Genomic DNA, 13,261 nt, shown 5'->3' with positions numbered 1-13,261 from the left:
TTGTTATTTTGAAAGATGATTTTTCTTTTGCCATTCGGGAAATCTGGCTAATACATTTGCCGGTTCATAGGTGTACCAGCCATAACCGTTTCTGCGTTCGTAACTTATTTCAGCCAAAGAGCTTCTTTTAATGCCATCGCGACTACAGAAAAATGGTTTCTCTGTTGTCAGATCGTAAAAGCGAGCCCAAATAGGCGATGCATTTTTATCTTCAATGACAACACGGTTTCTTTGACCATTTTGGTCGGTTTCGCTTCCGATTTTTATTCCTTTTATCTCATGATCTTCAAACCATTTCTCAGCCCCCTTGACAGACGAAATAATGGCCTTTGACGGATGATCGATATCCATCAGCAATAATGCGATGCCCACCGATTCGGCTCCGCTGAATGATGCCAGTTCGTAAGCACGTGCATTAGCCGGAGCAAGTGTTTTTTCGTTGTGTTGAGCACACCAGACGGTGGGGTGGTGGTTAACCTGAATCTGTGTTTTGAGTATACATTCAACCCCTTTATCAAATGCCTTCCTTGCTTTTTCTTTAAGGCCTTTTCCCAATTCTAAAGGTACAAATTCTTTATTGTCAGAAAACAGATCTTTAAGGAGCGTCATGACATTTACCATGGCATTGTCGTTGAAGGTAATGTGCATCGAGTAGGGTTCTGTTTTATCCAAAAGTATCTCATCCTGAGCATCTTTCACCGGAAAATACTGAGGCCATCCTCCATTTTTATATTGTGCCATGAAGATATAATTCACCCCTTTTTCAAATGCCTGTTTGTATCGTTCATCTTTGAGATGAGAATATACTTTCGCCAGAAATCGCAATTCAGAGATGGTTGAACCATTGTCAAACGTTCCTCCTTTTTCGATTTTGGTTCGGAGATAGTGAGTTCTCAAAGAGTCGGAAAACGGGTGGTGAAAGGGCTCATTTTTTGCCCAGCCTCCAATCTCTTTCTGGCTGATTAACACATTCTCAGCTACCTGTTTTGCTTCATCCGTGCCATACCATTGTGCCGGCATTCGGGTTGCCACCGTCTCCCATCTCATTTTAAGATACTCTCCGGGGTTAACTTGTGGCTTATTTTGAGCGAAACCCAAAGTTAATGGGAAAAGCAATAATATTGTAATCAATTGGATATATTTCATATAGATATAATGTAATAAAGTGAGTGATGCGAATCAGGAGTTGAAAATAGTCCGTTAGGACTTATCTGTCAATAGAAAATAAATATCGATCCCAAGGTTCAACCCCATACGGGGTTGCATTAATGTGAGAATTACATTTTCTATTAGCTTCGCTGAACGTTGTTTGATATGAATGACCTACGGTCAAATTAATGTTCAGATGTTTAGCAATTATTTCAACTCCTGATTCACATGAGTGATTATTTATTATAGATAAAGTTCCGAAAGACAGCCTTCCCGTTGCCAAAGGCAAAAAGGCCGGCACGCAGGCTAAGGAACTCAGCAAACACATTGTGGTTGTAACCGGAAATGTCGATACTCCGGTCAAATTTTGTCCAGTTTTTTCCGTCAGCGCTTTGGTAAAAACTCACTTCGTTATTTTCATTCAGAATCCGTAAAAAACCGTGGTTGCCGGCTAATGAAGGATAATGTGCTTTTCTCGATTGCTGTACGATAACCGAAGCCTGTTTGCTGTCGACCGCCAGACGAACATTGGCCTTTTCGTTGTAATAAAGAGTCAGACCGGCGGTAACGCCGTCTTCAATCGCATATTCAACGATTATTTCGTATTTTTTATCGGCGGCATTTACTAACAAAGGAGAACTGTCGGCAAACGAATTGCCTTCTGCGGTCAATGTCAATTTTCCATCGGCGACCCGCACCCGTTCAGGCTTGAAGAGTTTGTAGAACTGCCATTGCAGGCCTAACGTATTTCCTGAAAAATTGTCGGACAATCCGATACCATCGTTAGAAGGTATCCCCTGCGGCTTTTGAATTTTATTACCGCTTTTGACTCCTTGCGGAATGCGGAACCAGCCGTCTTTGGTCCATTCCACCGGCAACATCAGTGTTTGACGCCCCAATGTATGGAAGCCTTTTTCGTAAGCATGATAGAGAATCCACCATTTACCCGAGGCATCATCAACGAGAGTGCCGTGTCCCTGGCTCCACCAAGTTTCATCCCGGTTTTCGGTATGGATGATGGGATTGTAAGGCGAATTTTCCCAGGGACCCAGCGGATTTTTGGAACGAGCCGTCACCACCATGTGCGAAGTGGCCGGACCGGCAGTACCGCCTTCGGCTACCGTTTGGTAGTAATAACCATTGTGATAGTTGGCTTTGGGCGATTCCATGCAGAAACATTCGGTGCTCCATGTTTGCGGGAACTGCCAGCCTTCGTAAAATTTAACCGCTTCCCCATCGGCAGCTAGTCCATCGGCCGTGAGTTTGATGTAATACCCGTTGGAGAGATAAAGGTAGCGGGTGCCGTCCTGAGCGACCAGATGACCGGGATCAATGAATCCGTGGATTTTGAGGTCGACCGGCTCCGACCAGGGGCCTGCCGGTGACTTGGCGTAAACTGCCCAAAGCGTGCCACCTGCCGGGAAATAGATGTAGTAGGTGTCTTTTACCTTCACAAAATCGGGTGCCCATACGGAACCGACATTTTTATTGAGCGCGTGAGTTACCCGTTCCCAATGAATCAGGTCGGTGGAGTGCCAGATTAGCAATCCCGGGTAATAATTGAACGAAGAATGAGTCATGTAAAAATCATTCCCCACCCGCAGAATGGAAGGATCGGGATAATCACCTCCCAACACGGGATTGGTATAAGTCTGATTATCAATTTTCTTATATATTGACTGTTTGGTAACACCTAAAGCGTGTAAAGCAAATGCCATTATCAATAATCCGAAAAAGAGTTGTTTCATAGTAAATGAGGATTAAGCTTCTAAATCGTAAATCGTAATTTTTTAAATTGTAAATTACCTGGTCGGTTTCAGCAAGATTGCCATATAAGGTTTTCCCGGTAGTCCGATTGTCCGGCTTTTGTTATCGTAGATACCTTTCGCGTCGGCTTTGGTGGTGCAAAATATCCCGGGAACCGGTGTTCGGGTCATATTCCAGGTGTCGATTATCTCGGCGGTGTATTTGGTACCTTCCGGAAGTTTCAAATCGCGCGAAAGCACGAACGGCCATTCGGTTTTTGCTTCTGTTCCCAGATAGATTAGTATATCGCCGTGCTCCGATTTTGCCATGTTGTTCATTCCCCAAAAATGGTCGATTTGTTCGAGGGTTCCGGTCTCTTCCATGATACTTTTCAGAAAACGGATCCTTTCGGGACTTCTACCTCGCAATTCACGACCCCAAACCAGATGCAGCACGCTGTCTTTTCCTACAAAAGTCTCTCCATGGCCTGCATAACAACCGGCAATAGCGCCTTGCCAATAACGATATACCATCCTTTCGGCCGAAAGATTTCCCCAACGGTAAACGATATCGCCTTCGTAACAGATTTCATCGTAAACAACCGGTTTCTTGTAGGCATCGCGTTGAATTACCGCCCGTCCGAAATCGTCCACGTAGGTTCCTCCTTGTACGCAGGCATGGGTCAATGCAGGATTGGTATTGTTGAACATTCGCTTGTCGTTGTGAATGGAGCATAAATGGTGATACGGATCTTCCTTGGCCACGGTCGCAATCAAGTCGTCCCAGTCGGCATCGCTCTTATATTTGAAATGGTCGAATTCGTTACACAGCGACCACCACACATTGCGGAACGAACTGAGCCGTGCCACAATGTATTTCAAGTAAAACAGATCTGTTTTGTGCGACATCTTGTCGAAGCCCCATTTGCCTTCATCGTATGGATGAAACAGTATAACGTCAGCTTCCACTCCTTTTTCAGCCAATTCATCGATATGTTTCTCCATATTTCTGAAAAATGCCGGATCGAAACGTGAATAATCCCAAAGAATGGTATCCTTTTTCGGTAATGGTTCTTTGCTTTTTTCAAACTGGAAAAACGGGGTTTGCACTTTGGTGTAGTCCTGCCATTGCGGGAAAATCAAAAAACGTAGCTTGTTGAACGGACTTTTTGCCAAAGTATTCAAAGCCACAGCTACATGTTCGTTATCCTGATGAATATAGGAATAGACGGTGGTGCCGAATGGATAATAGGGCGTTGAATCGGCATAAGCGAAATGATACTGGTTGCGCACCATCACCGGCCCGTGATTATTGTCGGTTGCCGGTTTACAAACAAACTTACCCTTCTTTCCGTTCAATTCGGGAATATTGCTTGATGTAAGGTATGTCCATGTACCGGTTTTGGTCGGCATGAAGCGGACGATATACGTGTTGTTCCCATCGTAAAAACCATGAACTTTTACTTTACTGTTGCCGTTCGAGAATACGGCAGACAGATTGTCGTCCACGAACGGATTCTTTGCCGGTTGGTGTTTGAAGCTCACCTCGAACCGGCCCCATTGTTCGACAACCGATTGAGCGATACCTTGCTGATAAATCCAGCAGTTCAATAGCAATGCTAAAACTAAAAACTTTTTACCCATCTGTAATTTTTCAATTGTTCGTTATAAAACACAGTTCTCTCGCAAAGTCGCAAAGTCACAAAGGAAAACTGGAAGTTTTTCTTGATAGCGTCTTAAATCATAATGTTTGTATTTCAATTATTTATGAGACTTTGCGCCTCTGCGCCTTTGCGTGAGAAAATCGGAAATATCAATATTATCGCAGACGTGCCCGCAGTTGCTCTTCGGTCAGTCCGTTTTTATGAGCTTCGACATAGTTGATTAGCATCCGCATGTTATGTACATAGTCTCCCGTTGAAATATAAAGTGCATCCGAGGGATCACGGTAAGGCGAAGTATCCGTTTCGTCTCCCACAAATGTCTTGACATACTCTTCTGTCGGTTCTTTTTTTACACCATCCCCAATGTACGGATGGCTCGTCATGCCGTGTTTAATCAGCCAGCGACCCTCTTTATCGAGCGATTGAACAACCCGCTTTACAAAAGAGTCGTCCGGAATGCGGGTCGGACGTTCGTGACTCAGATCGTAATAGGTAACAGGAGTGCCTTCTTCTTTATAGGTTTGTTCCAATAGGGGAGAATCTTTTGTAGCTTCCTCTACAGGCATAACGCACAGCTTATTGTATTCATCCTGCAATTCCTGAATATTGACAAACGATTTGCCGCCATAATGGCTCAGCAGGTTGGTGTCTTTGTAATCGACATAATAATAGCCGTAAACAACGTTTGATCCTTTGCGGTGAGGATAAATTGCTTTGTTAGTTCCAACTTCCACAAACTTTGGGTGAGAATAGCGTCCGTTCTCGGTTTCATTTTGAGGAAGACGTGTTTGCTCCAACCATTTCAGGGCAGCCGGAATAGGGTTGAGAAATTTGCGATCGCCGGTATAGCGATAGAAATCCATCAATTGTTTGATGATGGCTTCGGTGTTCCGGGGCAGCAGCGCTTTAGGTTCGTAGGTGCGGGCGCCGGCCGTCTGAAGGTTCAAATCCATCTGCTGACCCCATCCTCCACTGCCATCCTGTGAGATGATATAGAAGTTCATGGCTCGTTTAATCGGGTCGAGAAAACGTTGTTCGCCCAATGTCAGGTAACATTGGATGAGGAAATGGATATTTTCCCAGATCACATCATCGTTATAGGTATAGTAAGAAGTATAATCGGGATGCCCCTGCTTGTTGAAGTCGTACATCAGGGGGTAACGTTGCGGCCAGGCTCCGATGGGGTACTGGCTTTTCAGGATGAAATCGATCGCTTTGTCTAACGCTGGTTTATACGCCGGATCGAGTTTGGCAAGATACATCCGCAGCAGGAAACGGGCGGTTTCGGAAGTGACGTTATCGTCGAAAGTACAGTTGCCGTAATAATGCTGGAATTCTTCGAGACGCCAGCCGTTTTTACCAACGGTGTTGTACCACTGTTTCAGTGACTTGTCACCGGCAAAATCGATCAGATAGTTCCAGCCGCCTTCGGGATGTTGGCCGTAGATAATGGCGTTAGCTGCTTTTGCGGCTGCCTGATAATAATATTCGTTGCCGGTTGCACGATAGGCATCGAGCAACATGTGCCCAACCAGTGTGGTTCCCGGATCCTGGAGCCAGATCATTGTTTTGGTTGCCTCCATCTCCCCCCAGCGACGGCTGAAGTCGGGAGTGTAGTACCACACATAACCACCATTTGTACTTACTTTTTCAACCATGAAGCGGGTAGCTTTCAGCATGGTTTGTTCTGCATCCTGTGTCAGTTTTGAGTTGTCCTGTCCCTTGCCCGTTTGAGCGCAAAAAACTACAGACAAAACAGAAAGAAGGAATACCTTCATTGTTCTCATCGGCAATAAACTTATTGGTTAGTAAAATGAGTTCAGGTTGAATGGTTCGGCAGGCAGGTTGTTATTTTCTGATGAAGAGGTCGGGTTTTAAGGCTTTGGGTGTGATTCTGATTTTGTAAATGGCTCCTTTGAACCATGACAGTTCATTTTGTCGGACTCCGAGAGAAGTCATCCCTTTGAAGAATGGAGTCATCGGAATATTTTCCTGCAACTCTTTTTTGCCATTGACATAGGTGGTAAGCTTCCCCTTGTCAACGACAAATGCTACATGATACCACTGGTTCGATGGATGCAGCAGCGTGGAGTCGGCTAATGTTTTTTTTGAATCGTTGGCATTCAGAAATGCATCAAAATACCAACCTTTGGGAGTGGAACGGAGTTCCATCATCACGCGGCTTCCTTTAATTTCACCGCAATGAAAGAACCGTTGTTCAAATTTTCCTCCCTCGTCTGGGCGGAAGATTGCTTCAACGGTAAATTGTTCTAATCCGGCCAATGGCATTTGATTGATGAAAATACCATCTTTTGTTCCGTCAAACAAGACGGCTTTCCCGAATTTCGAAGAAATTATCCGGGGATTTCCCAATACGCGGACACTATCTTTTGTTTTATCTAAAAACTTGCAGACAACCCATTCGGTCTGGTTCTTACCGTTGGATTTCTCTTTCCCTTTTTGTGCTTGGATAGATAAGGGCAGGCACAGAAGGATCAACAGGAGTGAATAAATTCTGGTTCGTGCCATGGGTTTTAAGGTTTTCAAATCAAAGAGTCCGGTTTTGCGCCGGACTCTTTGATTGATGTGTAGAAACTAAACCGGCCGGTCGCTAAACCGACCGATTCATTCTTTGATAAATTAGAATTTGTTTATTGTTGCACAAATCCATATCCATTCGTGATAGTTCCGTTTGAACTATTCACTGTATTACTATTAATTGGATAGAAATAGATAGGCGCTGTTGCTCCATCAAAACCCGGGAAGAAATTTTGATAGAACTCAGGTCCATTGCTTGCAATTTGAGATCCCCAAGCTGTAAGAGCCATGCCTAAACCGGAATCTTGTTCAACTATACTTTTTGCAGAGCCATCTTTCATTTTTTGCATCATAGTCAAGAAGGTCATGCCGGATACAGTAGCAGTTGTGTTATCTGCATAGGTAATTTTTACTTTGGCAGGAGTCCACTGGCTGAACAATCCTTTGATGGCAACGTTTGTTTTATTACCTGAAATTGCTGCAGCTCCCAGAGTTTCCCAACTGTCAAACTGACCTCTCCATCCCGGGAATAAGTATGGATTCGTTTCGTCAGGACATTGTGTGGTTAGGCGGTAGCCTTTTGCTGTTTTAAGGTCTCCCGTTGCTGTCCAGATGTAAGCTGAAATTGTATTGCCATTTGCAAATGTGTAGGCAAGTTTATTGTTGTCAGCCAGTGCATTAACCATTGCTGTATTGGTAGCACGGGTCTGAGCAACCGCTTCTGCGATCAAACCTGTACGAAGCAATACATTACGGCGATCGCCTTCGCCACCGAATTCCAATGCACGTTCTTTAATGATAGCTTTGTACAATGATCCTGCGGCTGAAATAAACCCATCAACATTTGCGAGGGCAGCCGAAGCAAAAGCACGTTCGTGTACTTTCTTAAGCAAATTATAAGCGACAGTACTATTAGCGTCTAATACAGCGTTCACTTCTGCGTCAAGCAACATAATGTCCGAAATACGCATAAAGGGAGCGTTAATACCTGAATTACGTTGCGATGCTGTGTAAGGACTGGCCTGACGATTTTCATCAAATTTATTCAAACACAAACCTCCGCCGGAAGCTTTGCTACCAGGTGTAAACGGAATTAATTTTTCGACTCCTTTTCCATTACTTCCGGTAACTGTAACGGTAACATCACGACGCATATCGTTGTTGTCAAACCAACCATAGTAATATGCCGGTTGTATGCGCGCTTGTCCATAACCTTTACATGGATATTGATTTGTACTACCACCATCAGAAACACGTCCTGAAGAATAAGGGCGTTCATTGGAAACACCTCTCGTCATAGGTATCTCGTAGATAGATTCATCTGCATTTTTCGTAGATCCTACATTATCTCCCAACTGTTGGAAGAATAGCTGGTAAGGATTATTGTAAATGCGGCCCAACGCATCCGTTCCACGAGTATCCGTTGCATGGAATATAACTGCACTTCCAGGATTAGCTACCGCAGCGTCGAGATAAGTCTTGGCAGTTGTAAAGAATTGCTTGTAATCCTGCCGACGTCCGTAAAACGAACCGTTGTTATCTGCTCCGATTTTATCAAAAGACAGAGAGTTTCCTGCTGCGTCAACATATTTCATGTCATTACGACGGGTAGCATAGCCACCTGCATATAGGCACATGCGTCCGATCAAACCTTGTACGAAAGTGCGGGTAAATACGCCTTTACCTACAGCAGCTCCTTTAGAATCGATTTCTCCAGGTCGGTACATCAACGGTTCTACCAGTTTCAGTTTGGCAATTTCACCTTCATAGATCACGTCGCGAGGGGTCAAGCCGGAAACGTTTTGACCTCCTTGTGTTAAGTAAGGAACATCACCATAATAGCGAGTTAAATCCAAATAACACTGAGCGCGGGCAGCAACCGCCTGACCGTACAGAAATCCCCATGCAGATGGCGTTTTTGAATCTATAATTGTTTTATAATCGCTGCGTGCCTCAATGGCAGAAATAGCATTGTTTGCCAACATAATTGTAGCATACAGGTAGGTATATGTATTTTTACCATCGGCTTGGTCTATGCTGTAAGTGCTACAAAATGTGGCAATCTTTGTGCCATTTTCATAGAATCCTTCCGGATAATGTCTTTGCAACTGTCCGCTGTAGGATTCCGGATGTCTTTCTATATCAGATCCGGGAACGTCCAATGCATAAAAAGCTCCTGCGCCATACACATAAGATCCGGAACATTCGCGCCATTTATCACGAAGCCCTGCCATAGCAGCTTCGGCCGTACTCAAATCTTTATAGACGAAAGCTGCATCTACCACCGAAGGAGAAGATACTTCGAGGAAATCTTTACAAGATGTCATTGTTGTTGCTAACGTGCAAGCAGTCAATAACGTGTATATTAATTTCTTTTTCATGTTGTTTTCAATTAAATGTCATTAAAATGTTACGCTTAAACCCAAAGTAAATGTCCGTGCACGCGGATATGAACTAAAGTCAACACCCGGAGTTGGGAAATTGCCGCTTGAAGTAACCGAGTCAACTTCAGGATCAAGTCCGGAATAGCCGGTCAAACAGAACAGGTTATTTCCTGTTGCATAAACACGCACATTTTGGATAGTCAGTTTTTTCAGTAACGATTTTGGTAACGTATAACCTATTGTCAATGTAGCTAAACGCAGGAAAGATGCATCTTCAACCCAGTTGTCAAGCATTATGGCGTTTTCGAAAGTTGGTAAAGCATAAGAAGCATTTGCATTGATACGGTTCAAATTGTCAGGATCAGAGTAATATGTCATTTGTCCGTCTTTAACTTCCCATAATCTGTAGCTATTGCTGAAATATGCAAAGTGGTTTGCTCCTAAAGATCCATCTTTGTTTCCATAGAAGTCATTCATTGCCTGAGCATTGAATATTTTTCCACCTATCTGCCAAGTAAAGTTGGCGCTGAAATCAAAGTTCTTATAATTGCCATTCAGATTGAATCCTCCGGTATGCTTGGGAGTCATGTCATATTGATTCAAAGTTGCAGTACCATCTGCATTTGTAGCCAGTTTTAAACATCCGGGGAACGCCTTTTGTCCTGAAGCAAGATTGAATAGTTTTTGACCCGGATAGTTAACACTCAATGGGAAATCAGCAACTCCTGATTTCAATGTATATGTCTTTGTTGACGCATTGTAATCAAAGTCATTCACGCTATAATAACCAGTGTTGTGATAACTCATCAACGTACCTACCGAATGTCCTTTAATTAATTGATATTCGTAAGTCGGAAGTTTGGTGGTAGATCCGAAAATCTGACCATAAGTGGTTATCATACCAGGAGCCAGTTGTTCAATTTTATTGATATTATAGTTGTAGTTGATGCCTGCTTTTAGATTAAAATCTTTCGATTTAATGATGCCTGCATTCAAAGACAATTCAATCCCCTTATTGGAAGTTTTGCCCATATTCTGGTATTGATATTGATATCCGGTTGTAACATCAACCGGGACTCTCAGCAACAGGTCTTTGTTTGTGTTATAGTAAAGCTCTACTGTACCGCTCAAACGGTTGTTCCAAAAGCCGAAATCAACACCTAAGTTACGTGAGATGGTAGTTTCCCATTTCAAATTAGGATTAGGAAGCAAAGAGCCCGGAATGTAAGTTGTTACAACGACTCCGTTTACTGTTGCTGTACTAGGTGTCCAAACATCTTTCCACAAAGAAGAGCTGATATTGTCGGCTCCTGATTCACCATAAGACAATCTCACTTTCAGGTTATCTAACCAAGACTTAGCGCTTGCCATAAAAGGTTCATCAGAAAGGCGCCATGCCAATGCGGCTGCCGGGAAATAACCCCAACGATTGTTTGGCGCAAATTTGGTAGAACCATCAGCACGGAATGTGGCTGTTAACAGGTAACGTTCTAAAAGAGAATAATTTGCGCGGCCAAAATAAGATAATGTTCTGTCGGGTGTTCCAATCGTATAACCACGTTCATCTTTTCCCTTGCTCGGATCTGTCATTGTGATCTGTCCAAAGGCATCATTGAAGCCAAATGTAGCAGGATAGCCTGCGCCATAGATCCATGTTTTATTACTGTTGGATAACACAACTTCCTGTCCTGCTAAAAGATTCAAACTATTACTTTTGCCCAAGCCTGGTACTTTATAGTTTAAAGTGACAGCATTACGTGTATTCCAGCCTGCGGATTCATTCAATTTAGCATACTTATATGCCGTATTATAGCCATTATCCCAATACTTATCATCACTCCAGGATCTACCTAAACCTAATTCATCATTCAAAATAAGGCCATTAATAATCTCCCAGTTCAAAGTTGCTTGTCCTCTTAAATTCTGGTCTTTATTTACCTGAGTAATGTTGTTGATGATATCTACTACATTTTTTGAAAGATCTACATTGGCATCGCCGTTACCCCAGCCACTGTAGTTACTTCCATCTCCCAGAGGTTCTATGGGTCTGTATTGATAAGAACTTGCTAAGTTGCCAACATCATTTTTCCCGTTAGTGGTGGCTTGCATGTAAGCTAAGTTCAATCCCATCTTCATTTTCTTTGCAAGTTGATGAGAGACTTTCAAAGATGCATTCCAGCGTTCGTATCCCGAATTGATACGGATACCTTTATCATTGAGGTAGCTGGCTTCAAAAAGCAATTTTGTTTTTTCAGAACCTCCTGATATGCTCAGATTGTGATTCTGTGAAAGTGTAGAACGAAGCAAATCGTTTGTATAGTTATGGGTTTTCATTGTGCCATACTTTGCCCAGTTGGCCGCTGCATTCGGATCTGTTCCCAAACCAAAAAAGGTTGTTCCAATTGGGAAATATGAACTGGTGGTAGGGGTAGAGGTATTTGCTAATAGTCCGGCATATCCCCATGTATAACCTACATAATCTTGAGCATTATCTACAACACCTAATGTTTTTGCTGCGGTTTTGGATTGAATGTAGCTGCTGTAAGTAACAGATGTTTTTTCTCCTTTTGCATCTTTGGTAGTAACCAAAATTACACCGTTTGCACCGCGTGCTCCATAGATTGCTGTAGAAGATGCATCTTTTAATACATCAATACTTTCAATACGGTCGGCAGGTATATCTGAAATTCCGCTGACAGGAAAACCATCAACAATAAAAATAGGGTCATTGCTTTGAGTAATAGAACCGCCACCACGCACTTTAATAGAAACAGTGGCGCCCGGACGACCATCCTGAGACAGCACGTTTACACCAGGTAAATGGCCTTGTAAAGCTTCCGTTACATTGGAGACTGGATTCTTTGCCAGATCTTTACCGCTTACAGAAGATACTGCGCCGGTTAAGTCCCGTTTTTTTACTGTGCCGTAACCAATTACGACTACTTCATCCAGTTTTTTTGTGTCTTCTTTTAATTGAACATTAATTGAAGTACGGCCATTGAGTGATACTTCCTGAGAAGTATAACCTACATAACTGATTGATAAAACTGAACTGGCAGGAGCTTTTAACGAGAACTTACCATCGATATCTGTAACGGTACCGACAGTACTGCCTTTGAGCTTGACGGCAGCACCGATGATGGCTTCGCCTTTCTCATCGGTAATTACTCCTGTGACATTGCCACTCTGCTGAGCTAACGCAGCAGTAAATGAGCATAAGATCAATAATAGAAATAAACACTTGATTTTTTTCATAAACACTTTGAAAATAGAGAGTTGTTTAAAGGTCAAAAAGGTTTTATCCGTGTCCGAACACGAAAACGTAATTTTGATTAATTGAAGGGAGTATTTTTTTGTAAATACTTTAGGTGCAAATGGGAAAAAGAAAATTCAAAACTTTTCCCTTAATCGATATATAAACAGGTGATTCTTATGAAGGATGCAGTACTGTTCTTCCTGCAATCTGAAATGTGGAGTAGGGATTAGGATGTTAGCTTCATGAATATTAACTGTTATTTTAAGGTTATATTTATTGTTGGTTTCTTTATGTGTTGAAAAGATCCTATTATTGTTCCTGTTTTTAGGATATTTAACTCGCAAATATCCTTTTATTTGATTGGAAAATATCTCTTTCGACTTAATTTCGTGTTCGTGCACGAAATCTATAAACAATAAATCCTTTCTTCAAAGGATGCAAAAACAAGTTACAATATTAGTTACTATTTGATATTTGTTGTAATGATATTTGTTTTTATAACTTTAATTTACAGCTATTTGAATG

7 protein-coding genes are annotated in these 13,261 nt (G+C 42.6%); all 7 read right to left on the bottom strand.

From position 1 onward, the window contains the following. Positions 1–3: 3 nt before the first annotated feature. Complete coding sequence (pelA, locus tag PJIAN_RS14830; protein ID WP_101750721.1) at positions 4–1,146, bottom strand: pectate lyase; 1,143 nt, start codon at positions 1,144–1,146, stop codon at positions 4–6. Positions 1,147–1,385: 239 nt separating this feature from the next. Then, a complete protein-coding gene (locus PJIAN_RS02830; RefSeq protein ID WP_201787336.1) occupies positions 1,386–2,897 on the bottom strand; it encodes a family 43 glycosylhydrolase in 1,512 nt (503 codons plus the stop codon). A gap of 54 nt (positions 2,898–2,951) precedes the next feature. Next, entirely contained in the window at positions 2,952–4,538 is a 1,587-nt protein-coding gene (locus PJIAN_RS02825) for a DUF5060 domain-containing protein (protein WP_068701808.1), read from the bottom strand. 175 nt (positions 4,539–4,713) lie between these two features. Beyond that, on the bottom strand, positions 4,714–6,345 hold the full coding sequence (locus PJIAN_RS02820; RefSeq protein WP_101750720.1) for a pectate lyase: 1,632 nt from the start codon (positions 6,343–6,345) through the stop codon (positions 4,714–4,716). 61 nt (positions 6,346–6,406) lie between these two features. Then, on the bottom strand, positions 6,407–7,087 hold the full coding sequence (locus PJIAN_RS02815) for a LamG domain-containing protein (protein WP_068701806.1): 681 nt from the start codon (positions 7,085–7,087) through the stop codon (positions 6,407–6,409). A gap of 122 nt (positions 7,088–7,209) precedes the next feature. After that, entirely contained in the window at positions 7,210–9,477 is a 2,268-nt protein-coding gene (locus PJIAN_RS02810) for a RagB/SusD family nutrient uptake outer membrane protein (RefSeq protein ID WP_084252228.1), read from the bottom strand. Positions 9,478–9,498: 21 nt separating this feature from the next. Next, positions 9,499–12,735 (bottom strand): SusC/RagA family TonB-linked outer membrane protein, encoded by a 3,237-nt coding sequence (locus tag PJIAN_RS02805; protein ID WP_084252227.1) that lies wholly within the window; start codon positions 12,733–12,735, stop codon positions 9,499–9,501. Between the last annotated feature and the right edge of the window lie 526 nt (positions 12,736–13,261).

The organism is Paludibacter jiangxiensis, from assembly GCF_001618385.1.
GTDB classification, from domain to species: Bacteria; Bacteroidota; Bacteroidia; order Bacteroidales; family Paludibacteraceae; genus Microbacter; species Microbacter jiangxiensis.
Note: the sequence above shows the minus strand (reverse complement) of the source record. Positions and strands in the feature narration are given on the sequence as shown.

What these genes read in the sequence shown, in the direction of transcription:
- PJIAN_RS02825 (WP_068701808.1), bottom strand. Translation starts at nt 4,538, where the DNA reads ATGGGTAAAAAGTTTTTAGTTTTAGCATTGCTATTGAACTGCTGGATT.
- PJIAN_RS02815 (WP_068701806.1), bottom strand. Translation starts at nt 7,087, where the DNA reads ATGGCACGAACCAGAATTTATTCACTCCTGTTGATCCTTCTGTGCCTG.
- PJIAN_RS02820 (WP_101750720.1), bottom strand. Translation starts at nt 6,345, where the DNA reads ATGAGAACAATGAAGGTATTCCTTCTTTCTGTTTTGTCTGTAGTTTTT.
- PJIAN_RS02805 (WP_084252227.1), bottom strand. Translation starts at nt 12,735, where the DNA reads ATGAAAAAAATCAAGTGTTTATTTCTATTATTGATCTTATGCTCATTT.
- PJIAN_RS02810 (WP_084252228.1), bottom strand. Translation starts at nt 9,477, where the DNA reads ATGAAAAAGAAATTAATATACACGTTATTGACTGCTTGCACGTTAGCA.
- pelA (WP_101750721.1), bottom strand. Translation starts at nt 1,146, where the DNA reads ATGAAATATATCCAATTGATTACAATATTATTGCTTTTCCCATTAACT.
- PJIAN_RS02830 (WP_201787336.1), bottom strand. Translation starts at nt 2,897, where the DNA reads ATGAAACAACTCTTTTTCGGATTATTGATAATGGCATTTGCTTTACAC.